Source organism: Pseudoalteromonas lipolytica (assembly GCF_003515105.1).
GTDB classification, from domain to species: Bacteria; Pseudomonadota; Gammaproteobacteria; order Enterobacterales; family Alteromonadaceae; genus Pseudoalteromonas; species Pseudoalteromonas lipolytica.
The window spans coordinates 902,553-926,909 of sequence record NZ_CP032090.1 but is presented as its reverse complement, the minus strand read 5'-3'; the positions used below and the strand labels follow the sequence as shown (position 1 = coordinate 926,909).

Below are 24,357 nucleotides of genomic sequence, written 5' to 3'. Positions count from 1 at the left end.
TTAAGAACGTTCAGATAACCAACTAGTTACGCTTTCTAAGGCTGCGCTTAGGTTCTCTGGCTGAGTACCACCCGCTTGCGCCATATCAGGACGACCACCGCCTTTACCGCCCACTTGTGCAGCCATGTGATTAACAAGTTCACCCGCTTTCACTTTGCCTGTCAGGTCTTTAGTTACACCGGCAATTAAGCTAACTTTGTCGCCGTTTGCTACACCAAGTGCAATCACGCCTGAACCAATCTTCGTTTTCAGGTCATCAACCATGCCACGTAATGCTTTCGACTCTGTACCAGCTACATCAGCAACTAGAAGTTTAATACCATTCACTTCAACAACTGAGTCAAGTAGCGATGCACCCGCCGCACTTGCTAGCTTATCGTTAAGCTGAGCAATTTGCTTCTCAAGCCCTTTTGACTTTTCAAGGAGTGCTGTTACTTTTTCAAGTACCGTGCTGCTATCACCTTTTACTAGAGCTGCAACATCGTTTAACTGTTGCTCCTGCTCACTGACATACGCAACAGCTTCAGCACCTGTTACCGCTTCGATACGACGAATACCAGCTGCAATGCCGCTTTCTGATACGATTTTGAATAAACCAATATCACCAGCACGCTTAACGTGAGTACCACCACACAGCTCGATTGAGTAATCACCAATCGTGACTACGCGCACTTCGTCGTCGTATTTCTCACCGAATAACGCCATCGCCCCTTTTGCCTTGGCCTCATCAATTGCCATAAGCTCAGTCTCAAGCGCAAAGTTACGACGGATTTCGTCGTTCACTGCACGCTCAATTTGACGTAATTCATCTTTTGTTACGGCTTCAAAGTGAGAGAAATCAAAACGTAAACGCTCAGGGTCAACCAGTGAGCCTTTTTGACTTACGTGATCACCTAAAATTTGGCGAAGCGTTTCATGTAAAATATGCGTGGCAGTATGGTTTTTCTTAATGCTATCGCGACGTGCAGCATCAATTGTTGCTTCTGCTTTGTCGTTTGTACCAATGCGGCCTTGTACACGACCATGGTGCGCAAATGCATTACCCAGCTTGGTAGTGTTAGTAACAACAAACTCACCACCCGCCACTTTTAACACACCCGTGTCACCAACCTGACCACCTGACTCGGCGTAGAATGGTGTACGGTCAAGAATTGCAATACCTTCTTGGCCATCTTCAAGTACAGAAACAGATTGGCCCTCAGCAAATAATTCAACCACGGTGCCAGTGTAGTGCTCTGAGTCGTACCCTTTAAAGTCTGTGTGTTTTTCAGATTTAAGTTGCTGGTTATAATCAGCACCAAATTTACCCGCTTGCTGTGCTTGCTTACGCTGAACAGCCATGCACTCTTGAAAACCTTGCTCATCAATAGTCATGAAACGCTCACGCGCAACGTCAGCCGTTAAATCAGCAGGGAAACCGTAAGTATCGTAAAGCTTGAAGACTAAATCACCCGGGATCACATCACCTTCGATGTCAGTAAGGCTTTCTTCAAGAATCGCTAGACCACGCTCAAGTGTTTTACCAAACTGCTCTTCTTCGATGCGTAATACTTTTTCGATAATTTCTTGTTGCTTAGCAAGCTCAGGGTACGCTTGACCCATTTGCTCGATTAGTGCAGCAACAAGCTTATAGAAGAACGCGCCTTTTGCGCCAAGTTTGTTACCGTGACGTACTGCACGACGAATAATACGACGTAATACGTAACCGCGGCCTTCGTTTGATGGCATAACGCCGTCAGACACTAAGAATGCACACGAACGAATGTGGTCAGCCACTACGCGTAATGATTTATCATTTAAATCTTGCGCGTTGGTTACTTTAGCCGCCGCAGCAATGAGTGCTTGGAACAAATCGATTTCGTAGTTTGAGTGAACGCCTTGTAAAATAGCCGCGATACGCTCAAGACCCATACCAGTATCAACAGATTGCTTAGGAAGCGGCTCCATTGTACCGTCGGCATGGCGGTTGTATTGCATGAATACGAGGTTCCAAATTTCAATGAAACGGTCGCCATCTTCTTCAGGTGAACCTGGAGGCCCCCCCCAAATTTCTTCACCGTGATCATAAAAGATTTCTGAACATGGACCACACGGACCCGTGTCACCCATTGACCAGAAGTTATCGCTGGTTGCAATACGAATGATGCGGTCTTCACTTAGACCCACTTCTTTGTGCCAAATGTTAAACGCTTCTTCGTCATCGTGGTAAATAGTAACCAATAACTTTTCTTGCGGTAACTTTACAGTCTCTGTTAAAAACTGCCACGCAAACTTAATCGCGTCTTGTTTGAAGTAATCGCCAAAGCTGAAGTTACCTAACATTTCGAAGAATGTATGGTGACGTGCAGTGTAACCCACGTTTTCAAGGTCGTTATGTTTACCACCTGCGCGCACACAACGCTGTGAGCTGGTTGCACGTGAATAAGGGCGGCTTTCCGCACCTAAAAATACATCTTTAAATTGCACCATGCCGGCGTTATTGAATAATAATGTGGCATCGTTGCCCGGGATCAGCGAGCTTGAAGGAACAATTTGGTGTTGTTTAGAGGCAAAAAAGTCTAAGAACTGTTGCCTGATCTGTGCGGTAGTCATATGCTGCATGTGAAAGTCTCACCCGTTTATTGCTGTGCTTGCATTGCAAAATCAATTTGTTCGTAATTAAAGCCTCGATACATCAAGTAGCGTACACGTTTCGCTTTTTCTTTCTGATCGAGTTCTCTACGTGAATTTGAAAACTTTTTTAAATATGCGTCCTGTGCGAGCTCAAACCAATCGATTTCGAACTCTTCGAGCGTCTTGTCTAACAAAGCCCGATCTATCCCTTTTGCCATTGCTTCGCTTTGGATGCGTTTAGCCCCATGATACTTCGCTAAATGGCGGCGTACAAACCCTTCGCAGTAGCGCTGCTCGTTAATAAAGTTGTGTGACTCACACCAATCTAACAAACGCTCTGTAAACTCGGGCGTCGCTTCTTTTTGTTGTAGCTTTCGGGTTAAATCACGACGCGAGTAATCTTGTCGTGAAAGTAACCAAAGTACGTAATTTTTTAACTTTTTTTCTTTATCATCCATTACGCGTCAAAGCGTCCTGATTGTGACGATGTTTCTGGTGTCTTTGGTTGGTCATCACTTTTTGGCACAACTGGCATAAAAATAGCCTGAAAAGACACGAAGAAGCTAATGTAACAAATTGGCATTAAAACCAATAGTGGAATAAACGATAAAGGTATACAGATCAGCATTAATACAGCACAAATCAAACCGTAAACACCTAACGGAGCCATATTATGATAAAACACCATGAACGAGGTTTTTAATACCTGGAACATGTTGGTTTGCTTTTGAAAATAAACCAAGGGGACTGCATAAGCAAACGCCGTTAAATACACACAGATTGCCAGTAAAAAAACGGCCACCTGCCCCATAGAAATGGTTGCCAGTAAATCCGCTATGTGTGTTTGGTTTTGTGGGTCGAACGTTTGACTTGAAATAACCGCATAGGCATCTGCAAAGATAAAATTAGATAACACCGCTAATAAAATGCCCGCCGCCATTTGATACACAGCAACTCGCACTAAACCAATACGATTCCCTTTATTGGTAAACGGTTTAAAGATATCTGCCTGACTAATCGTGCCACCTTGTTGTTTAGTTAGCACGGCTTGATAAAAGCCCGCCATTAAAAATGGGGCAACAAATGCACCGACAACTTGCAGCAGGGGTAACACTAACGATAAGAAACCAATCACACCTATTAATAGGTGCATTAAAATAAACGTAAACGGTTGCAGCTTAAAGATTTCCCAACCTGCTTTAAACCATTTTACGCCTGCATCGGCTTTAAAAATACGCACTTCGATCGACATAGCTTCTCATTCAATAACGACAAAACGCACCGAGTATAACTGGGTGCGCTATTTGTTTATAGTCACCTGCTGTGAAAATTATTCAGGCTTTTTAATTTTTTTGATATCAAGCATGTGTGAACCATGTTTGATTTTTGTTTCTAAGTAAGCGCGATTACCAACAACACCTGCTTTAATGTGTGCATGCGTGCCGACAACTGAATCAACTTCAATGCCAGCATCACGCAGAGCTTTGAGCTTATTTGGGTTGTTAGTCATTAACTTAACATGCTTTTGATTAAGTGCCTCGAGCATTAAAACAGCGTCAGAAAAATCACGCAAATCATCGGCAAAACCTAGGTGGTTATTCGCTTCGTAAGTATTCATACCTTGCGATTGCAATACATAAGCATCAATCTTATTGTATAAACCTATGCCACGCCCTTCTTGGCGCAAATATAATAAAATTCCACCTTGCTCATGCATCATTTCAATGCACTCATTTAACTGCTCACCACAGTCACAACGCGAAGAATGAAATACATCACCCGTTAAGCACTCTGAATGCATACGAATTAAGGGGATGTCTTGCTCGGTGTCGGCTTGATTAAATACTAAAGCAATATGCTCTTGACCATCATTTAAACCACTAAACGAGACGATTTCTGCAGGGATATCACTGTTTTTGCCAACATTTAGCTGGACTCTTGCTCTTACTTGCGCCACGACAAATCCAAATTAAAAAAATAAATGCAATACTGCAAATGTGATTACAACAGTTTGAGGTTGTAAGAATGCAACATACGACGAGTGATAACTAATATTGAGGCAGTTACCAGCAATTCAAGTATTATACACTCAAACCAGACGAAGATACGAGCTTTGCACATCTTTCAAGCTTAATTTTACAGCCGTATTCATCAACACTTCCTCCGCATTTTTAACTAGAAATTACCCAATTAAGTGACATTTATAATACCTTTTGTTAATCTCGACTAATAAATATGAGTAACCCTCGTTTGTGGTTTATTTAAAAGCTAACTTGCGAAATATAATAAGGATTATTATGAAAAAAGCCTCTTTAGCCATATGTTTATGGCATACTATTAAGCCAGCCTTGTTTAGCTAATCAAGATATAAACAGTGAGTTTAATGAAACTTACCGCGCCTATTTAGCTGCGCTTGAAAACCAACAAGACACTACCGAACTTGCGCAAAAAGCCTATCAACTCGGTCAAAAAGTGTATGGCGAAAACACCGATAATACAGCGAATTTAGCCATTAACTACGCAAATAGTCTTGCCACGTACCAGCACGAAAAACAATACGAGTTATACAAAACGGCATACACTATTTTAGAAAAAAGACATGGTGAACACAGTACCGAAGTCTATGATGCACTGCTCGGCATGGCTGAATCGACTCAATCAGCAAGAAAAGCAAGTGCTTACTTAAGCGACTTAATTAGCATTGCTGAGCAACAAAAGAATGACAAACTGGTTGCCGACAGTAAGCTCAGTGCAGCACGTATTTTGGCCCTTAAAAACAGTGGTGAACGTTACTTAACAGCTAAACGTTACCTAGAAGAAGCCGATGAATATTACAAAGATAATGTGCCAAGTAACTCGCTAGAGCGTATTCAAGCAGACTTTTTAGCCGCCGCTTTTGCTCAAAGCAGGCACGATTATGACTACGCAATTGAGCGCCTTAACCATGTTGTTAAAGTATTTGATGACGCACTCAGTTTTGATCACAAAGCCGAACTGGACGCCCACTCTAAGCTAGTTCATTTATACGAAAAAATAGGTAAAAGCGATGAAGCAACCAAACACTGTATTGCTATCGCAAAAATGGTGCCGTGGAAAGACAACCAAGAGCAAGAGCCCTTGTATCGCGTGCATCCTAAGTACCCCATGTCAAAGGCACAGCTTAGACAAAGTGGTTCTGTTATTATGGAGTTCGAAGTGACTCCCACAGGCTTTGTAGATAACGTTGCCGTACTTGAGTCTAAAGGCGGTAAAGCATTCGAAGTAGAAGCTATAAAAGCAATGAAAAAGTGGCGTTATGCCCCAAAATTTGAAGATGGGCATGCCGTTGCATCAACAACCCAAGTTCAGCTCGACTTTAAAATAAACTAATCAAAATAAACTAAAAGGTCGCAGTGCGACCTTTTAAAAAAATTAAAGCTTTTTGAGCAAGTTATCCGCCGCGTTTTCGATTAAATCTAGGACCTTTTCAAAACCTTGATCGCCACCATAGTAAGGATCGGGAATTTCTTGCTCGCCCGCATCACCATGGCTTAAAAATAACGACAATTTATATTGCAAATGCTCAGGGCATTGCGCGTGTAAATCAGCAAGGTTTTGCTTGTCAGCCGCTAAAATAAAATCAAACTCATAAAAATCAGCCTGCGTAACCGGGCGCGAATAAATCCCTTTAAAGCTGTAGCCTCGTTTTTCGCCTGCTGCTTTTGAACGTGAATCAGGTGGATTACCTTGGTGATAGCCAATCGTGCCTGCTGAGTCGACTTTTACATTAACATTAAGCGTCTTTGCACGACTTCTGAGCACCGCTTCAGCAGTTGGTGAGCGGCAAATATTACCCAAACATACAACCAAAACCTTCTTCATTACTCGTCCTTAAAAGTTCTTTAAAATAGCCTCATCATAGCGCTCGGCATCCAGGCTTAAATTATATTTCTCGGCGACACTATCAAGCTCAGCTTGTTTAATTGCCAGCTCATCCATAGTGATGGTGTTGTCGTCGAGCTGCCATAACAAACGCGAGCCAGCATAGCTGTAATGAATCGCTAATAAAGCATCGGCATTGCCCTCACGCCCAGCCGCTTTTAGCTTTGGCATTTTACGGGTAATCTTATTCAGCGCTTTTTTAAGCTCCCACACATACACAATCTCGGTCATATAATCATGGTTGCGGTATTTATTGAGTACAAAGCCCACCAGCAAACTGCACACAACAACCCCCAATAGATTCCAGTGAAAATGACTCCCACTTGGGTCTGGGAATAACGCAATCAAGGTTTGTGAAATGGCTAAACTACCAACGGCTAAAGCAATAACACACGCTACAATAACGTGGTTTAAATGCTTACGGTAACGGGCTTTATCTATTTGAATGAGTTTCATAACTACCTAAAGAATCACACTAATTAAAGTGAAAAAATAAAAAGTGAAAATAGTTTCACCCCTTTTTTATTTGCCAGCCGTTTTAGCTATGAAAGCAATTATCCAAAAAGGAACGGCTATGCATACTTTACCACTAAACTCAGCAAGCTTGAATAACAGCAATGGCGCTTTAAAGACAACCGTCGCAATTATAGGTGGCGGGGTAATGACCTTTGCTGCATTTGCTTTTATGCAATACCTAATTTCAGCAGAGCAACGCGCAGATATAAAAATGGGCCCCGATATCACCGTTGAAATTTACCAAGTGCCCGAAGACTCAAAAGTGCAAGTAAAGCAAACTTTGCCGCCACCGCCCGTTGCTCAGGTGCCACCGAAAACGCCCCCGCGGCCAGCTGCTGAAAACCCAGATACAATAATCATTTCCGATGCAACACCTACTATAAAATTTGATGGCATTGGCGACTCACTCAGTAAAGCAATTAATCAACCAACCGGTGATGCGACCCCTATCGTGCGTATTAACCCTAAGTATCCCCCTGTTGCTGCACGTGATGGTATTGAAGGATGGGTGCAAATTAGTTTCAGCATTTCACCCACCGGCGAAGTTATCGACCCAGTCATTATTGACGCTGAGCCAAAACGAGTATTTGACCGAGAAGCTATTCGCGCTATAAAACGTTGGAAATACCGCCCCAAAGTAGTTGAAGGTGTGGCACAATTACAAACAAACCAAAGCGTTCAACTTGATTTTAAAATAGATGGATAACGGCCTATGCTAATGAGCATCAAGACATGGTTATTTGACACGCCAAACAGCGATTGTTTGGCGCTGTATGCCAAAACAGGCGACAACCGTTATCTCAACCAACTTGTTGCTCAATACGGTAACGACCTTTATCACTACCTAGTAACACAAAGTGATAAAGATTTAGCATTCGATATTTGCCAGCAAACCTGGTTAAAAGTCATTGATAAACGTGACTTTTATCACGCGCAAAACAACCCAAAAGCGTGGCTATTTCGTTTAGCGCGTAACGTGCTAATTGATGAGTTTCGAAAACAACAAAAATTTGTTGAACTAGAAGACAACCAGCTAGTGTCTGAGCCACACGATGCAAGTTATCACTACGATTATGACGCATTTGATAAAGCACTAATGGCGCTTAGCTTTGTACAGCGAGAAGCCCTGACATTACAGCAAGAAGGCTTTAGCCTCGATGACATTGTTGCCATTACACAAAGCAACCATGAGACCATAAAAACTCGGCTGCGATACGCCCGTCAAAACCTAAAACAACAACTTGGAGGCAATCATGAAGCGTGACGACGAGCAATTTGATGCCGATTTAAAAGCGCATTATCAAAAACGCAAAGCACAGCATACTTTAAGTCCTGAGCAGCTGACGCAAATGCAAAAGCCACAACAAGCTCGCTCAAAACAGCAACGCTTTTTAGGACTTCAAATGACAGGTGTTTTTGCTGCGCTGGCCATTTTGGGCTTTATTATGTTGCAATACAATAACCGCGAACTGACTGACGTATATGCTGTAGATTTATCAGATTACCACTGGCTTGAAGTTCATGAACTTGACGCAAAAGGCAGCTATGTCAGCAACCTAAAACAACAAAAACAGACCCTAGATGCCGACTACCAACACGCCCTTGCAGCTCATCAAACCCGTACCCGCTTCACTGGCCGCTTAGTCAGTGTTGATAACGATTGGTATATCGCAGACTGCGAGCAAAATATACTCGTACAAATAAAACAGTCACTACTTGAAGAGCTACAAAAACACGGCACACTCGATACCCACATTCACCAAGGCGACCTGTTGGCCCTTGACCAAAACCAACAAGGGCAAATCATCGCACTTAAACAGTTAACGCATGAGGCCGTGAAATGTGAAAGTTAAGACACTCGTTTCCAGTCGTTAGTTGTGAGTCGATTGCGCTAACTTCGAGTAATGAGAAGCGAGAAGCGGGTTTACCCTGCGTACTAATCTCACGTAATTCACGGCTGAAGCCACTCCTACTCCTACTCCTACTCCTACTCCTACTCCTACTCTAACCTCTAACCTCTAACCTCTAACCTCTAACCCCTAACCTCTAACCTCTAACCTCTAACCTCTAACCTCTAACCTCTAATCTCTAACCTCTAATCTCTAACCTCTAATCTCTAACCCCTAACCTCTAACCCCTAACCTCTAACCTCTAGCCTCTAACCCCTAACCCCTAACTTACAACCGCTTTTGTTCTATCCCGCTTTTTCTACCAATAGTCGCACTTTACTGAAAGTTAATAACAATTTACCTACGAACAAGCTAGGCTAATAGTATTGTGCTTAATAATTTGGAGTAACCATGAAAAAGTCTTTATTTAGCAGCCTCGTCGTCGCTTCTATCAGTTTAACCAGCTTGCAGGCATGTGCGCAGCCAGAGCAAACAATTCCGTTAGATGCCAGTGCCAATAAGTATGAGCTTGAATTAGTGAGTAAAGGGATTCAGATCCCTTGGGGTATGGCGTGGCTAAACGAGCGTGATTTATTAGTGACCGATAGGCGTGGTGAGTTAAGGCTGATCCGCGATGGTCAGCTTGATAAACAAATAATCAAAGGAACTCCTAAGCTTCACGCAGAAGGCCAAGGGGGATTACTTGATATAGAGCTCGACCCAAATTTTGCCGACAATGGCTGGATTTACCTTTCTTACTCAGGTTATGAAGGTGATGATGAAGGCTATAACACCTCAATAATGCGTGCACGTTTAAAGGACATGACGCTTGTAGACCAGCAACTCTTATTTAATGGTGAACCAAATACCACAACAACTAAACACTATGGTTCGCGTATTGAGTTTGATAAAGACGGTTATTTGTATTTTTCGATTGGCGACCGTGGCGACAGAGATGTTCACCCACAAAGCCTTGATTACGATGCGGGTAAAATTCACCGTATCAACAGTGATGGCTCTATTCCTGAATCAAACCCTTTTTATAACCATAAGAGCGCGCGTAAAAGCATTTACTCATATGGTCACCGTAATCCTCAAGGTATGGCTATGCACCCAGAAACTGGGGTAATTTGGAGTCATGAACATGGCCCTCGTGGGGGAGATGAAATTAATATTATTAAAGCTGGGGCTAATTATGGTTGGCCTGAGATCACCTACGGCATTAACTACATTGGTACAAAAATCACTGATGAAACAAGCCGCGAAGGCATGGAGCAACCTGATTGGTACTGGGTACCTTCAATTGCGCCCTCTGGTATGGCGTTTATAAATAGCGATAAATACCCGCAGTGGCAAGGGCAAATAGCCGTGGGCTCAATGAAGTTTGCTCACCTTGTGCTTGTTAAACTCGATGGTAATAAAGTCACTGGCCACAGCAAAGTATTTGAGGGTGTTGGCAGAGTGCGCAGTATTGCGACCCATCCAAATGGAGATTTATACCTTGGGGTTGATGGTGTAGGTATTTATAAAGTTGTGCCTAAAGCCTAGCTCCAAGCCTTAAGCTGTCACCTCGAAGAAGCTAGTTTTCAGTCGTCAGATATCAGATTTGAACGTGCTGGCTATCGAGATTTGAGAAGCGAGCCTAGAAATACGAGGTACGGACAATAAAAAACCACAGATTTCTCTGTGGTTTTTTATTGTTTGCTTAAGGGCTTAAAGTTACAAAACCAAAATACTGGTTACCAAATAAGCGATAAAGGTTAATGCGCCGCCGAATAAGGCGTAAGGCATTTGAGTTTTAACGTGGGTTAATAAGTCACACCCAGAGGCAATCGCCGATACCGCACTTGTATCTGAAATTGGCGAGCAGTGATCGCCAAACACACCGCCACCTAGAATGGCAGCAATAACCAGTGAAGGCGGTAAACCTAGCGCTTGAATAAGCGGCACACCAATTGGAATAAGAATGGCAAATGTGCCCCACGAGGTGCCCGTTGTGAATGAAATAACCGCTCCGGTTAAAAATAGCACTGGCACAACAAGGTAAATAGGTAAGAAATCACCCACAAGCCCCGCTACAAACACACCGGTGCCTAAGTCTTTTAAGCTCGCACCAAGTGTGAGTGATAACAAGACAATTGCAACCAGCGGTAATAATTCACCCATGCCTTTAAACCCAATATCAACAAGCTTATGGTGAGTAAAATCACGAGAGCTAATCATTAAAAAGTAAGCGACTACACAGGCTAAAATGGTTGCATACAACACTGATTTTGAGCCACTGCCACTAGCAATATCGCCATCGCCAGTCCAGAACATAAAGCCAACCATGCTGCCAATTAAGGTAATAAGTGGAATAAGCATGTAACGCGCTTTTGAGCCTTTAACTTCTTCTGCTAATTCGGTTTCTTGCTGCTCAAAGTTCTCTTCGGCTTGTTTTAATGGCCCATGTACTTTGTCGAAAGTAATGGTATAAAACACGATGAGCAAGGTGATAATCGCATAAAAATTATAACCAATACTGCCCCACAGTACCGAAACAGCAGACTCTTCCATCTCGTAGTTACCAAGTAGGCCAAGCACATACGCACCCCAGCCGTTAAGTAAAATTAAAATACACACGGGTGCACTGGTACTATCAATAATATAGGCAAGACGCGCCCGGCTCATTTTAAATTTATCAAATAAACCTCGCGATAAAATACCCGAAGTTAATACGCTCAAGTTCGATTCAATAAACACCGCAATGCCCGAGAACATGGTTAAATAACCCACTTGGCGCTTACTTTTAGCAACACCTTTGTTCATTAATAGGTTTACGGTTGCTGCCACACCGCCAGATTCACGAATATAGGCAAGCAGTGCACCAATCAAAATACTAAAAATAAGAATACGGCTGTTACCCGCTGAGCTCGCGACTTCGATTACCCGTTCAATGGTATTGATAAAAGTGTAAAACACACTATTGCCTTCACCATTGAGGGCTAGCAAAAACTCAGACGACGCAACGGCGACCAATAAAGCCATGATCACTTCTTTGCGCCAAAACACAATTAAGATAGCAATCAAGGGTGGTAAAATTGAATACCAAGACATAAAAACCCTTTTAAATTAAGACCAATATTTTATTTTTATTATGCAAAAACTCGCTAAGCTTAATGGCTTTGCCGCTAAACTCAACTTAAATCGACTAGTGATTTAATATACTCTCATAAATCAGTGAGATAATTGAACCATACTTACCTGTTTCAAAACGCTTTCCGACAAATTCATAACTTTTATCGTTGCCCTCAATAGGTGTGTGACGGGCATTGGTAAGTAACACGATGGCAAGGTCATACTCGGGGTCAATCACAGTAACGGTGCCGGTCCAGCCAGTATGACCATAGGCTCTTGGGCTGGCATACGGGCCAAAATGCCATGTGCGTGCTTGGTGCCCTGCTCTTCGCCAGCCTAAGCCATAGGTTTCGTCGCTGGCTTGAGGCTGAGTAAATTGCGCGAGTACTTGTGGGGTAAATAACTGTTTATTGTCGTAGCCACCGCCGTTAAGCAGCACCTGCATCAATACCATTATATCGCCAGCCGTACTAAAGAGGCCTGCATGCCCTGCTACGCCCCCTAAAGCATAAAAGGCTTTTTCGTCATGTACTTCACCTTGCAATACATCGGTACGAATATTGTCAAACTCAATACGCCCGCCACGGGTGTTACCATTTATTTCAGTTGCAGCAATCTGCGACGCTAAAAATCCCTTTTGCAAAGGGTTGTACACTGTGTGTGTTAACCCTAGCGGCTGATAGAGTTGGCTTTCAACATAGCTGTCGAGAGGCATACCGCTAATGCGCTCAATCAATACGCCTAGCAACATGTAATCAATATCTGAATAGAGGTGCTTTACATTACGCCCCGCCACAAAAGGCACTCCTGTAAGCAGTAAATTTTTGGTACGTAAACTGTTTTGCGAGAAAAACCGTTCGCCAAATTTATTATCTTTACGGTGAAAATCAACCACTGCAGGGTAACCTGCGCTATGCGTGAGCAAATCCTTTACTAAACGCTGCTCTCGACCGCTGCCTCTAAATTCTGGCAGGTAATAAAATAATGGTTTTTCTACATCTAACTTACCTTCGCTTGCAAGTTTCATTAACGCAAAGTTAGTAGCAAACATTTTTGAATTCGAGGCAATGTCGAATAAGGTATCGTTTTTCATCGCTTCAGGCGATGCGAGTAATGTGCCATCTGCATGGTACTTTTTAGCAGCGCCATAGTGGCTTAATTTAATTAACTCACCCTCTTTAATAACGCCAAGCACAGCGCCAGGAAATCCTGCGGCGACTTCTTGATTTATCAGCTCATCAACAGCCTTAAAACGGTCTTTATGTGTGTTTTTAATCAACGTTGGGTAAGGAAACCGCAATGTTAAGCTCGCCCCCTCGGGTTGAACATTGTCAACTTTAAAGGTGTTAATACCGTTATGAGTGCGTTTCGCTAAGCTGTATTGATATACTTTTTCAGCTGTTAATGGTGATGCGATATTAATTTTTTCACCATTAATATAAATATCAGCACTGCGGGCATCGTGATTTTCAATGATTATTTCACCACGTCCCTTATACGCTTGAAACGTGCCTCGGTTATTTACTAACTCACGGCTACTAGGGTCGAGCGATGGAATACGTACGACAACTTGTGCATTCGCAAGCACCGTTGTCTCAGGCTCCGTTGCCAGTTGCTGTTGCTGATACTCTTTAAACAGTCTCTCGCTCTTTTTAGGAAAATACTTTTCTAATAAAGCAAACAGCACAGCTGCACTTCTGGCATCGTTATTACCGCTAACATGCCAAGGTAAAAAGTGCATTTGAAAGGCGCTCAACGCATCTAATGTTTGTGAATCAAGTTGCCCTGTTGCAATCACCTCGTAACCGTAGCTGCGCATGGCTTTTTGCATTAACTCTGTCGAAGGTTTCGATGCACTAAATAACTGCCAATACTTATCGACCGTGTCGCTGTCGTACCACGCGCCAATACCCGCTTTATATAATTGATACCAAGGAAAACGCGGACCAGGATCATTTTTACGACTTGGCGCAATGTCTGAATGCCCTACAATTTGAGTTGGCCCAATATCTGGATTGCGTTTAAGAATATCTTTGCTTAACGTAATTAATAATTCAATTTGCTTGGCATCATAATCAGGATAAATACACAGCTTGCTTGCATCATTTTGCATTGCAGGCGAACTATGCTCAGGAATATGACATGTAGGCACATTCACTATTTCAATGCCAATGGAGTGATCGTTTAAATCTTCACGTCCTTGCCAGTAACTTCGTCCAGCATGCCACGCGCGATCGTTCTCATCAACAAGTTGAATAATTTCTAATTTATCGTGCGGATAACTTGAATCGCCCGACTCCGGTAATAAGTAATGTGAGCTTAAGCCCCCTTCATCCACTAAAGCTCGCATCGACTTTTCGTAATCAATCGCGGTGTAGTGCATCACTAAAAACTTAACGCGATGACTGTAGTTAGCTGACTGGGTAAACGTATATTGATTACTGGCACAACTGACTAAAAGCGCAGCGCCACTGAGATAACACAGCTGTTTAAGTAATGTTTTTAAAGAGGGAAAACTCATAACAGTTTCATACCTGAAGTTTTAAGCATTGACGATTCACTGCAATACAGTAGCAACACCGACTTAACATGTAAAATATTTTATTTTAAGATCTAAGAATAAAAAGCATACATTATCGCTACCTCACTAAAAATGGTGCTATCTCAACAAATAATGTTGTATCTATTATGGAATAAAACTATATTATTCCATCTAAATTAAGAAAAATATTCCAAAGTTAATTCGAGTAAAACAAAAATAATTCGTCGTTTATACTTAATTTTGCGTCTTGGCGCTTAATATTTTCGATTGAAAAGTTTGTATTACACAAAGAATAAGTTAACTAACAAAGTGAGCCCGAATGTCTACTTTTGTAAAAATTAAAGCCTTACGCCAGTCTTTGTCGAGCAGCGAAGCAAAACTAGCAGATTTCACATTAAACTCGGCCAATGCGATTCGTAATTTATCCTCTGTTGAATTAGCAAAAGTGGTTGGTGTTAGCCAATCAAGCGTGGTTAAGTTTTCACAAAAATTAGGTTACAAAGGGTTTCCTGCTTTTAAGCTAGCCGTTATCGATGCACTAAACGATGAAAGCAGCGAGCCCAAGTTACACGGTAAAATTACCTTAAACGACTCTCTTGAACAAATTGCCGAAAAATTACTCAGCAGTAAACTGGCCGTTTTAACTGAAACCAAAAACCTTAACGAAGCGCCTGCAATCGAAAAAGCGGTTGAATTATTAAAATCAGCTAAACGTATTCTTATTTGCGGTTTAGGTGGCTCGGCGCTGGTTGCCAAAGATTTCTCTTATAAATTACAAAAACTAGGAATGCCAGCTATCGCTGAACCAGACGGCCACGCCCAACTTGCCTACGTTGCTACGTTTTCAAAAGGTGACTTGGTTATTGCAATTAGTGAATCGGGGATGACCCGTGAAATTGCTGAGGTCGTTAAACAAGCTAAGAAAAACGACAGCGCAGTGATCTCAGTCACTAAGTTTGGTAGTAGCCCCGTCGCAGACTCAGCAGATGTAAAACTCTACTCTGTTGCTGAAGGTGAATCAGTAAGGCTGTCATCAATTTTAGCCCGAACTGCACAAGATTTTGTCATTGATATTCTGTTCATTGCACTGACTCAATCGAGTCGACAAGGCAGGAAATTACTAGAACATTCTAATGAAGTTGTAGGCGAATTTAAGAATAACTAATTTTTAAATACTGACTATAAACCTAAAAAAGCAGCGAAAGCTGCTTTTTTTATGCCTTTATTTAGCAACTAAATTTGCACCTCACCTATCTTGTTATGTATTGATTTGTATAAGCTAATAAAAAATAAAGCGATCATAATTTCTTACAAAAAAGCCCCTCACATTCCGTATGCTCTTAAAAGCAAATGAACACAAACACTTACCCAATAAAGGTAATATATTTTATTCCACAAACAAACATGAGTAACAAAAAAATATTCTTGACCGATTCTTCTAACAGCTGTTTAATGTATAGGCAACATAATTTTAAAGTTCATAAGTCTCAATTGGGTAAGCAGTCCAACAAAGCATATAAATATAAGGACGGGAAACAATGAAACAACATGCATCCTCACTCGTAATAAGCTCCATAGCTAAAGCGACACATAATGCACTTCGCGCAAAGAAAACAGCTCTAACAGGTGTTGTAATGGCCGCGGCTTTAGCCAGCGCACCAGCCTTTGCTAATTTAACCGGTGGAATCAAGGGTAAAGTATCAACACCAGAGGCACAGCAGTCTCTGGCGGGGATCACGGTAACGGCAAAAAGTAACGTAATGCCGAAACCACGCACTGTTGTGACTCGTGAAGACGGAAGCTACGACTTACCCCAACTAAAACCGGGGACTTATGAACTCACTTTCACCGATAAAAACGGGGTCACTCAAACGATGACCGTCGATGTTTTGCTTGAGCAAACATCGAGCCTTAACGTTACCTTCGGCGGCGCAAATGAAAATGTTGAGGTCATCACCATTACTGGTAGTAAATTATACCGTCAGGGTAAGTCAGCTCTGACCAACTCACTAGGCGAAGAGGCAATCAACAACGTGCCAGTGGGTCAAGACTACCGAGACCTATTAAAACTTGTACCAGGTGTGGAGCTTTCGGCGAACACAGTTTTAGGTCCGTCAGCAGGTGGTTCAGGGGTTGATAACTCATACGGTTTTGATGGCGTAAATGTTTCTATGCCAATGTTTGGTAATTTAGCGTCAGAGCCTTCGACCCATGACGTGGCGTATGTCACCATGGACCGCGGTGGTGCTAAAGCGGTAGGCTTTAACCGTTCAGGTGGCTTCTCAATCAATACAGTATCAAAATCTGGTACTGATGAATTTCACGGTAACGTTGAATACAAAGCACAACCGAAGAGTTTTGTTGCGACCCCTATAGGCGAAGAAAGTTATGAGATGGATAAAAGCTGGTTAACTGCAAGCCTAGGTGGACCGCTGATTGAAGATACACTGTACTTTTATACCTCGTATTATCGCCCTGAAGAAACGAAGGCTAACAAGAATACAGCTTATGGCGAAGTAAAAGACTATGAAAGTATCCGTGACGAATACTTCGGTAAGCTTACATGGGCACCGACCGACGATATTTTAATTAATATTTCACAACGTACCTCTGATAAAGAGGTAAAAGGCGATTCAATAGGCGCTTACGAAACTGACAGTGTATCTGTTGGTAGCAAAGCCGACCAAGATATCTTTACGTTAGATGGCTCTTGGATTTTAGGCTCTGCAACCACCCTGTCATTCCAATACAGTAAGTTTGAATTAGAAACAGGTTCGAAACCAGATACTGAGTTGAGTGTCGTACCTTCGTTAAATAGTCAGCTTGATGTTAACAACCTTACTCAGATGGGCTATTTTTCGGTGCCAAAACCAAGAGAATATGTCTCTAAAGAAGGTTTCACAGAAGAGCAAATCGCTATTTATAATGCCGGAGCTACCGCATTAATTAATACTTATGGCTATCTTGAAGATGGTGTAATGAAAGGCAGCGGTGGTGTTGGCGCTTATTCACAATATGACAATATAAACTTCTATCGTGATTCATTTGAACTCAACTTAGAACATGAATTTGATTGGGGTGACACGTACCATACACTCCACTTTGGTGCCAAATGGGAAGAAAGTGAAGAACAACTTACCCGTTTATCAAATGGCTGGGGGCGCATCTCTTACCTTGGCGGTTTAGTTGATGCTGATGCAGATACGGCAGGCTTTGACCCTGCAGATGCTATATATCGTGCACATGTGCAGCAAATGAGTCTGGCAACTGAAGATGGTACAACTGTTTCTGGCATAAACTCAGAAATGCGTAGTATCAATTTTGAAATAAACGATACCATAGAACATGGTGACTGGACTTATAATATCGGTTTACTCGTAAGCCAAGATACGTGGTACGGGCAAGGTTTAAAAGCGAAGTCAGGCACCGTTTCAGGTTATGAGTTGGCTCCAGGACAGAAGTACGAAATGTATAAAACAGACTGGAGTGATATGCTGCAACCTCGTTTAGGTGCAACTTGGACGTACTCAGATGAAGACTCAGTCTTTGCAAATTTCGCAATTTATAATCCTGAAGCAAGTTCACTCGCTCGTGCAGCCTCGTGGGACCGTAATACGCGCTCAGAAATTGAGCTACTTCTAGATGAGTCTGGCAACATTCTTTCTGCATCACCTCGACGTGGTTCATCAGGTAAAGCATTCCAAGAAGGCATGAAACCTCGTCGTATCAATGAATTCACGCTTGGCACAACGAAATATGTGGGCTCTGATTTAGTATTACGTGCTCACGTACGTCACCGTAAAGGTATGCATTTTTGGGAAGATATGCCTAACAATGCACGCTTAACTGATTACTCAGGCGTTGATGCCGAAGGTGTGCCACAACATATCGCAGATAAAGGCCTTTATGTTGAAAACCTTGCCGATATTATCGATGAAATCGGTGGCTCATCGTATGTAATCGCTGAGGTTGATGGCGGCGAAACGAAATACTGGGAAGCCAGTATCGAAGCTGAATACCTAGGTGAAAACAGCTATATCAATGCCTCTTATGTGTGGAGCCATTACTACGGTAATTTCGACCAAGACAATACCACGACAAGTAACGATGCAAATAACTTTATTGGCTCATCATACTATGGTGATGGCCGCGGCCGTTACTCATGGGATAACCGTTACGGCACACTTTCAGGAGATAAGCCGCATAAGGTTAAAGTCTATGGTTACTACACTGTGCCGTGGGAAGCAAACATTGGTGCGTACTTTGTATTCCAGTCTGGTCAAGCTTGGGAAAACTGGGATGGAACTATGTATGGTTATCCGACAAGCCATGTTAGTCGTTATGCAGAACCTTCTGGTTCTCGAAGAACAGCAAGCCACTGGCAACTTGACTTGAACTACACGCAAGACTTTACGTTCTCAGGTGACATGGAACTACAATTCCGTGCTGACTTATTTAATGTCTTTAACCGTCAAACTGGTTACAACAAAAACCCGTATGTACTTGATGAAAACTATGGTGAATCACGCAGTTACTATAATCCACGTAGTTTACAGCTTTCAGTTAACTTCAAGTTCTAAACCAATCAATCCTGTTGGGGGCCGCATATGCGGCCCTTTTTCATCCCTTTTAATCTAAATTGTACAAAACGTTTTTGCTTCATCTAAATTAATGGCCTGCTTCATAAAATAATCAATCTGTACCGTACGTTTAATAGCGTGTTGCTGGCTGTTTTTTGATGTTGCTTGCCAGTGCCAGTCACTAAGTGCTTCACGCGATTCACTAATAAACATGCCTGCGGGGAAACTTTCTAGAAAGGTAATATCTTTGCTATTCCCGTGTTGATCAATCGTAATAATGAAGCGTGCACAGCCCGCTTTTTTGGTCATCTGTGCCACTTTAGGATAGCTAGGTTTAGTTACGCGTTTTAACGCCCATAGCTGATCTGCAGCGCTTTTATCGGCGCTTAAGTCAAGTATACGTGCAGCCTTGCTAGGGGCCTGTGAGCAGCCAGAGAGTAAGGCAAATACTGCCGCACAAAAATAGACCTTCATAATACATCCTTTTAATTATTCAGGGCCTAAATTTACCACAGCCGTCAAAAAGTGATAATAAAAAAGAGGCAAGTGCCTCTTTTTGAAATGTTTTGTTATTGATACAGTAAATAGGGCTGTCGCTTACGTTTAAATGCTGCAAGCTCAGTTTGCCAACTCTGTTTTATTTGTTGCTCGGTTTGTCCCGCCTCAATCGCTAAACGAAGCTTATCTGTGCCCGCTAACTTATCCATAAACTCAGCACGTTCAAAAAATAACTGCTGTGAATCGGTTAGTTGTTGATAAGCAGCAATAAATAAACTTAAATCTAAGCCATGCATGTTTGAATCACGTAAATCTTGACCAAAAACCTCAACGTCTTTGAATTTAGGGTTCATTGATGCCCCTTTAATCGCACGTGGCGTAAAACTAAACTCTCCTAGTTTTACAGGTGAATAGCCGACGACTTGGAACGGAAAATCAGTTCCACGACCAATGGTTATGGGTGTCGCTTCAAAGAAACATAATGATGGATAAAGCTGAATAGATTGAGCATTTGGCAAATTAGGGCTTGGTTTTACTGGCAAGTCGTAAGTCATGGTGCGCTTATAATTCGCCACCGGTACCACTGATAGCTGAAGTTCAGCTGCGTTATTTATCCACCCTTCGCCTTTAATCATCTGTGCAAGCTCAGCAACCGTCATACCATGTAAAACGGGAATTTCATGCATACCCACGAACGAACGGAATTTGGGATCTAAAATTGGCCCATCGACATAAGCAATGTTCGGATTGGGTCTATCAAGAACAATAAATGCTTTACCATTTTCAGCAGCCGCTTCCATCATATAATGCATTGAACTGATGTATGTATAAAAGCGCACACCGACATCTTGGATATCAAAAATAATAACATCCAGATCAGCCAGTGCTTCTGGGTTCGGTTTTTTATTGCTGCCGTATATAGAAACAACATCGATGCCCGTTTTGGCATCTACAGTACTTTTTACATGGGCACCCGCATCATGATCGCCTCGAAAACCATGTTCCGGGGCAAATATTTTACGCACCACAACCCCTTTCTCGAGTAAAAAGTCGACTAAATGTTGACCATTAATTTCTGACGTTTGATTGACAACTAAACCAACGCGCTTGCCTTTAAGTTCTGGCACATAGGCTTGATAGTTAACAGCCCCCACTTGTAATGGTTGTGCTTTTTCTGGCACATTAACTGGCGTTTCCTTACAACCAAGTAATGCTAAACAGCTCACAATTAAAATGGCTAAAAAACGCATTATTCCTCCACCGCTTTACGTAAAAACCCATTCGTTTGGCAAAGCAGCTGTTTTGCCTCATCTGCAGGCTTACCCGTTAATACAATCAAAATAGCTAATTTGGCACTTTGCTCGGCTTGCTTTAAAGCATCGACAGCTTGCTGCTGTGAGCAACTAGTTGCCTGCATCACTATACGAATAGCACGTGCATGGAGCTTTTCGTTACTTGCATTTACATCAACCATCAGGTTTTTATACACTTTACCGGTGCGGATCATACTGGCAGTGCTTAACATATTAAGTACAAGCTTTTGTGCCGTACCCGACTTCATTCGTGTTGAGCCTGTAACAGCTTCTGCCCCTACCACAGGGCAAATACCAATTTGCGGTAAACGCATCACCGCTGAATCAGGGTTACACGTAATGCCCACCGTGACACACCCTAACGACTTAGCATACTCAATTGCAGCACACACGTATGGAGTACGTCCACTGGCAGCGATACCCACAACGATATCTTTTCCTGTAAGGTTCGCATTTTTTAAATCTTCCACACCAAGTGTGGTGCTATCTTCGGCACCCTCAACAGCTTTTTTAAACGCGGTGTCACCGCCAGCAATAATGCCTAAAACCTGCTGTTCGCTCACACTGTAGGTCGGGGCACACTCAACAGCATCAAGAATACCTAAACGGCCGCTAGTGCCTGCGCCTATATAAATAAGTCTGCCACCTTGTTGAAATGCTTCAACAATATGATCTACTGCTAAGCTTATTTGCGGGATAACCAGCTTAACGGCTGCTGCAACCTTGTGATCTTCATTATTGATTTTTGTGAGGATCTCAGTGGTGCTGAGCAGATCGATATCCAAAGTGTCAGGGTTTTGTCCTTCAGAGACAATACCGTTTAATTCTTCAAGTAACTCACTTTGATGCTTAAAGACGTGCTCAGGGCTCATTACGTTGTCCTTTTTCAATAATGTCATGGTAATGCTTTACCGCTAGTATAGCGGCACCAGTTAATGAATCCCCTTTACAAGGAGATAATTCGTTTTGCAATGTAAGTGGCAATAAGTCTTGGCTCACCTTAGCAAGCCCCCCAATTAAAATTACGGGTAACGGCGATGTACCGCGACTTTTATTAATTAACTCAACCACTGACGTCGTGTGCTCAGTTAATACCTTATTGGCTACTTTACATTCGTTTTGTAAGCTAAACACAAGCGGACTAAAACGTGCATAATCCGCGGGTTTGGCTTGTTTAAGCCAATGACTAATTGCTTGACGAGTGCATCCTAGCTGCTCACTCAAGCGAATCGTTAATCGGCTTTTTGGTAAATCGTAACAATCTATATCGTTTAATAAATACTGTACAGCCATTAGACCAATACGCGCGCCGCCACCAAAGTCATCCACAGTAAAACCCCAACCACCGACTAATTTAGCTTGGTTGTTTGATTGTAAACGCGCACCGACAGCACCTGTACCAAGGGCAACAACAACACAAGGTTCCCCCAAATTTGCACCATAAAGCGATGTAATGGCATCACTCTCTATGCGAAGACTTGCAAACTCAATCTCGTAAATTAGCTTGAGCATTACTTTAACTTGCTCAGCTAATGTGGTTGATGCACCTCCGGCGAGGCCCATTACAGCAACGATATCACTGGCCTTTGCACCACTTTGTTCGCAAACGTCTCGAACAACCTTCACAATATTCTCAACTGCTAAATCAAGATCATTCGAAATAGACGCGGGCCCGCCTTGTGAGCGAAACGTCAATTGTGAGGATTGCTCTGTCAGTTCAGCTAAAACTTTAGTACCGCCACCATCAATGGCTAGAACATAACGCACTGTCATTTATGCAAATGCCTCATTACTTGCTTTGGGTTTGCCAACACAACACACTAATGTTGATAACAAGGTGCCAATACATAACTGCCAAGTAAAACCTAAATAAAAGCGCATCGACTCAGGCAATAACCAATCAATCATATAGGGTTGCATTAATAGCGTAACAACAAAACCAACAATTAATGCAGCGAGCACAGAACCTTCACTGCCGCGTTTTGTAAATAACGTTGTGAAATAAACACCCAATAAACCGCTGTACGAAAACACCATAACGCTTAAGGCAAACTTTAATAACGGCATATCACTGTATTGCTGCCAGAAATAGCAAAGTATTGCCATCAACGCCAACGCTAAACTAACTACTGCCATCCCCACTCTACCAGCTGTAACAAAGTGGTGGTCACTCACGTGTTTATTGGCTTTTTCTAGATACGGGCGATATAAATCTTGCACTATCACTGATGACATTGAGCTCAGCCCCGAATTTAATGTTGATATCGCCGCAGCGATTATGCCCACACTAACCAAGCCTTTAATTCCTGCAGGTACTTCATTTAATACGTAATACATAAAAATAGTAATTTTTTCGCCATTAAACTCTTGTACAACCGCCTCTCCAGCCTGATTATTCATAAGTGTTGGTTGCTGATAAACAATATAAAGCAGCATGCCAATGAAGATAAAAATAGCCATAACCGGTATTACCATCAGCACCGATAGCAATAATGCCTTACTGCCTTCTTTTGGACTCTTACAGGTTAATAAACGCTGTGTCATGTCTTGATCAAGGCCAAATGCTGCAATATTTAACAATACAAACCCGGTTAATACAGAGGCCATATTGAATACCCCTGATGGCGTAAAGTCTAAATCAAACTTAAACAAAGCAAGTTTCGAGTCAGCACCAGGAGCGGGTTCATTTAAGGTGGCTATAATGGTCGAGAAATCGGCAGGAATAATATTCAGCAAACACCAAATAACCGCGATCGCTGCACTAACATAAACAACACTCTGTAAAACATCAGAATAGATAACGCTGCGGATCCCGCCTAAAAAGGTATAAAGTAACCCCGCCAGCGCCAGTACTAAGGTCGCTATCACCACACTGTCGGCATGTATATTGCCATATAAAATCATAGCCACCGCGATGGCTGCCATATAAAGACGCGCACCACTGGCAAACACACGACCAAATAAATACATTAAACCGCTACGGCGTTTAGCTTTTGGGCCTATACGCTTTTCTAACAGCTCATACACTGTGTACACTTTTTGTTGGTAAAACTTAGGAATTAAAAATGCCGACACCACAAATGCCGCAATAAACGCCCCTATATTTGTTGCGATATAAGAAAAATCACCTTGATAACCTTGATCAGGGCCACCAATAAAGGTTGCCGCAGATTGCGACGTCGCCAAAACAGAAATAGCCACCATCCAGGTCGGCATGCTATTTCCACCCAAGAAAAAATCTTGGCTTGAGTTGGCACGTTTGCGATTAAACCACCAGCCACTGAGCAATAAAATTGCGCCATAACTTGCGAATACTAACCAATCGAGTAATGCGTAATTTGCACTCATTTATTATCCTAACTCAAACC

Annotated in this window: 20 protein-coding genes; 7 read left to right on the top strand and 13 right to left on the bottom strand. The window is 42.4% G+C overall.

The features are described 5' to 3' along the window. The 4 genes from alaS to D0907_RS04240 form a co-directional block, all read right to left on the bottom strand. A complete protein-coding gene (gene alaS / locus D0907_RS04255; RefSeq protein WP_065978417.1) occupies positions 1–2,601 on the bottom strand; it encodes an alanine--tRNA ligase in 2,601 nt (866 codons plus the stop codon). A gap of 17 nt (positions 2,602–2,618) precedes the next feature. Beyond that, positions 2,619–3,071 (bottom strand): regulatory protein RecX, encoded by a 453-nt coding sequence (locus D0907_RS04250; protein ID WP_118844073.1) that lies wholly within the window; start codon positions 3,069–3,071, stop codon positions 2,619–2,621. Continuing rightward, entirely contained in the window at positions 3,071–3,865 is a 795-nt protein-coding gene (locus D0907_RS04245; protein ID WP_065978419.1) for a BPSS1780 family membrane protein, read from the bottom strand. The genes D0907_RS04250 and D0907_RS04245 overlap by 1 nt, the downstream gene beginning before the upstream one ends. A gap of 78 nt (positions 3,866–3,943) precedes the next feature. Further along, positions 3,944–4,570, bottom strand: coding sequence for a GTP cyclohydrolase II (locus tag D0907_RS04240; protein ID WP_036970507.1), 627 nt, complete (start codon positions 4,568–4,570; stop codon positions 3,944–3,946). A gap of 515 nt (positions 4,571–5,085) precedes the next feature. Between D0907_RS04240 and D0907_RS04235 the strand changes: the two genes are divergently transcribed. Further along, positions 5,086–5,982: an energy transducer TonB gene (locus D0907_RS04235; protein WP_231387315.1), complete on the top strand. Its 897-nt coding sequence runs from the start codon at positions 5,086–5,088 to the stop codon at positions 5,980–5,982. Between the two features lie 42 nt (positions 5,983–6,024). Here D0907_RS04235 and D0907_RS04230 read toward each other — a convergent pair whose 3' ends face one another. Both D0907_RS04230 and D0907_RS04225 read right to left on the bottom strand, forming a co-directional pair. Beyond that, the gene (locus tag D0907_RS04230) at positions 6,025–6,474 is read right to left on the bottom strand and encodes a low molecular weight protein-tyrosine-phosphatase (protein WP_036970515.1); all 450 of its coding nucleotides are present in this window, start codon (positions 6,472–6,474) and stop codon (positions 6,025–6,027) included. A 9-nt stretch (positions 6,475–6,483) separates the two neighbouring features. Next, positions 6,484–6,990, bottom strand: coding sequence for a DUF3087 domain-containing protein (locus D0907_RS04225; RefSeq protein WP_074989455.1), 507 nt, complete (start codon positions 6,988–6,990; stop codon positions 6,484–6,486). A gap of 118 nt (positions 6,991–7,108) precedes the next feature. Between D0907_RS04225 and D0907_RS04220 the strand changes: the two genes are divergently transcribed. The 4 genes from D0907_RS04220 to D0907_RS04205 all read left to right on the top strand — a co-directional run bounded on the left by D0907_RS04220 (position 7,109) and on the right by D0907_RS04205 (position 10,487). Next, positions 7,109–7,756 (top strand): energy transducer TonB, encoded by a 648-nt coding sequence (locus D0907_RS04220; protein WP_118844071.1) that lies wholly within the window; start codon positions 7,109–7,111, stop codon positions 7,754–7,756. A gap of 6 nt (positions 7,757–7,762) precedes the next feature. Further along, positions 7,763–8,314 carry an RNA polymerase sigma factor gene (locus D0907_RS04215; RefSeq protein WP_065978423.1) on the top strand — a complete coding sequence of 184 codons (552 nt, stop codon included), beginning with the start codon at positions 7,763–7,765 and terminating at the stop codon, positions 8,312–8,314. Beyond that, positions 8,304–8,903: a hypothetical protein gene (locus D0907_RS04210; protein WP_074989453.1), complete on the top strand. Its 600-nt coding sequence runs from the start codon at positions 8,304–8,306 to the stop codon at positions 8,901–8,903. The genes D0907_RS04215 and D0907_RS04210 overlap by 11 nt, the downstream gene beginning before the upstream one ends. 447 nt (positions 8,904–9,350) lie before the next feature. Next, the gene (locus D0907_RS04205) at positions 9,351–10,487 is read left to right on the top strand and encodes a PQQ-dependent sugar dehydrogenase (RefSeq protein WP_036970531.1); all 1,137 of its coding nucleotides are present in this window, start codon (positions 9,351–9,353) and stop codon (positions 10,485–10,487) included. 171 nt (positions 10,488–10,658) lie between these two features. Here D0907_RS04205 and D0907_RS04200 read toward each other — a convergent pair whose 3' ends face one another. Together D0907_RS04200 and pbp4b are read right to left on the bottom strand one after the other, a co-directional pair. Then, entirely contained in the window at positions 10,659–12,035 is a 1,377-nt protein-coding gene (locus D0907_RS04200; protein WP_036970533.1) for a Na+/H+ antiporter NhaC family protein, read from the bottom strand. A gap of 94 nt (positions 12,036–12,129) precedes the next feature. Beyond that, entirely contained in the window at positions 12,130–14,577 is a 2,448-nt protein-coding gene (pbp4b, locus tag D0907_RS04195) for a penicillin binding protein PBP4B (RefSeq protein ID WP_118844070.1), read from the bottom strand. 340 nt (positions 14,578–14,917) lie between these two features. Between pbp4b and D0907_RS04190 the strand changes: the two genes are divergently transcribed. Beyond that, positions 14,918–15,763: a MurR/RpiR family transcriptional regulator gene (locus D0907_RS04190; protein ID WP_036970537.1), complete on the top strand. Its 846-nt coding sequence runs from the start codon at positions 14,918–14,920 to the stop codon at positions 15,761–15,763. Between the two features lie 373 nt (positions 15,764–16,136). Further along, positions 16,137–19,178, top strand: a complete 3,042-nt coding sequence (locus tag D0907_RS04185; protein WP_118844069.1) for a TonB-dependent receptor — start codon at positions 16,137–16,139, stop codon at positions 19,176–19,178. Positions 19,179–19,232: 54 nt separating this feature from the next. On the opposite strand, the gene D0907_RS04180 is transcribed toward D0907_RS04185, so the two are convergent. The 5 genes from D0907_RS04180 to D0907_RS04160 all read right to left on the bottom strand — a co-directional run bounded on the left by D0907_RS04180 (position 19,233) and on the right by D0907_RS04160 (position 24,337). Continuing rightward, entirely contained in the window at positions 19,233–19,652 is a 420-nt protein-coding gene (locus D0907_RS04180; protein WP_118844068.1) for an energy transducer TonB, read from the bottom strand. 95 nt (positions 19,653–19,747) lie between these two features. After that, positions 19,748–20,926, bottom strand: a complete 1,179-nt coding sequence (locus D0907_RS04175; RefSeq protein ID WP_118844067.1) for an exo-beta-N-acetylmuramidase NamZ family protein — start codon at positions 20,924–20,926, stop codon at positions 19,748–19,750. Beyond that, complete coding sequence (gene murQ / locus D0907_RS04170; protein WP_075593827.1) at positions 20,926–21,861, bottom strand: N-acetylmuramic acid 6-phosphate etherase; 936 nt, start codon at positions 21,859–21,861, stop codon at positions 20,926–20,928. The genes D0907_RS04175 and murQ overlap by 1 nt, the downstream gene beginning before the upstream one ends. Continuing rightward, the gene (locus D0907_RS04165) at positions 21,851–22,762 is read right to left on the bottom strand and encodes a glucosamine kinase nucleotide-binding domain-containing protein (RefSeq protein WP_051501818.1); all 912 of its coding nucleotides are present in this window, start codon (positions 22,760–22,762) and stop codon (positions 21,851–21,853) included. Before D0907_RS04165 ends, murQ begins: the two co-directional genes overlap by 11 nt. Next, positions 22,763–24,337 (bottom strand): sodium:solute symporter, encoded by a 1,575-nt coding sequence (locus tag D0907_RS04160; protein ID WP_036970547.1) that lies wholly within the window; start codon positions 24,335–24,337, stop codon positions 22,763–22,765. Positions 24,338–24,357: the final 20 nt, after the last annotated feature.

What these genes read in the sequence shown, in the direction of transcription:
- alaS (WP_065978417.1), bottom strand. Translation starts at nt 2,601, where the DNA reads ATGCAGCATATGACTACCGCACAGATCAGGCAACAGTTCTTAGACTTT.
- D0907_RS04250 (WP_118844073.1), bottom strand. Translation starts at nt 3,071, where the DNA reads ATGGATGATAAAGAAAAAAAGTTAAAAAATTACGTACTTTGGTTACTT.
- D0907_RS04245 (WP_065978419.1), bottom strand. Translation starts at nt 3,865, where the DNA reads ATGTCGATCGAAGTGCGTATTTTTAAAGCCGATGCAGGCGTAAAATGG.
- D0907_RS04230 (WP_036970515.1), bottom strand. Translation starts at nt 6,474, where the DNA reads ATGAAGAAGGTTTTGGTTGTATGTTTGGGTAATATTTGCCGCTCACCA.
- D0907_RS04225 (WP_074989455.1), bottom strand. Translation starts at nt 6,990, where the DNA reads ATGAAACTCATTCAAATAGATAAAGCCCGTTACCGTAAGCATTTAAAC.
- D0907_RS04220 (WP_118844071.1), top strand. Translation starts at nt 7,109, where the DNA reads ATGCATACTTTACCACTAAACTCAGCAAGCTTGAATAACAGCAATGGC.
- D0907_RS04215 (WP_065978423.1), top strand. Translation starts at nt 7,763, where the DNA reads ATGCTAATGAGCATCAAGACATGGTTATTTGACACGCCAAACAGCGAT.
- D0907_RS04210 (WP_074989453.1), top strand. Translation starts at nt 8,304, where the DNA reads ATGAAGCGTGACGACGAGCAATTTGATGCCGATTTAAAAGCGCATTAT.
- D0907_RS04205 (WP_036970531.1), top strand. Translation starts at nt 9,351, where the DNA reads ATGAAAAAGTCTTTATTTAGCAGCCTCGTCGTCGCTTCTATCAGTTTA.
- D0907_RS04200 (WP_036970533.1), bottom strand. Translation starts at nt 12,035, where the DNA reads ATGTCTTGGTATTCAATTTTACCACCCTTGATTGCTATCTTAATTGTG.
- pbp4b (WP_118844070.1), bottom strand. Translation starts at nt 14,577, where the DNA reads ATGAGTTTTCCCTCTTTAAAAACATTACTTAAACAGCTGTGTTATCTC.
- D0907_RS04190 (WP_036970537.1), top strand. Translation starts at nt 14,918, where the DNA reads ATGTCTACTTTTGTAAAAATTAAAGCCTTACGCCAGTCTTTGTCGAGC.
- D0907_RS04185 (WP_118844069.1), top strand. Translation starts at nt 16,137, where the DNA reads ATGAAACAACATGCATCCTCACTCGTAATAAGCTCCATAGCTAAAGCG.
- D0907_RS04180 (WP_118844068.1), bottom strand. Translation starts at nt 19,652, where the DNA reads ATGAAGGTCTATTTTTGTGCGGCAGTATTTGCCTTACTCTCTGGCTGC.
- D0907_RS04175 (WP_118844067.1), bottom strand. Translation starts at nt 20,926, where the DNA reads ATGCGTTTTTTAGCCATTTTAATTGTGAGCTGTTTAGCATTACTTGGT.
- murQ (WP_075593827.1), bottom strand. Translation starts at nt 21,861, where the DNA reads ATGAGCCCTGAGCACGTCTTTAAGCATCAAAGTGAGTTACTTGAAGAA.
- D0907_RS04165 (WP_051501818.1), bottom strand. Translation starts at nt 22,762, where the DNA reads ATGACAGTGCGTTATGTTCTAGCCATTGATGGTGGCGGTACTAAAGTT.
- D0907_RS04160 (WP_036970547.1), bottom strand. Translation starts at nt 24,337, where the DNA reads ATGAGTGCAAATTACGCATTACTCGATTGGTTAGTATTCGCAAGTTAT.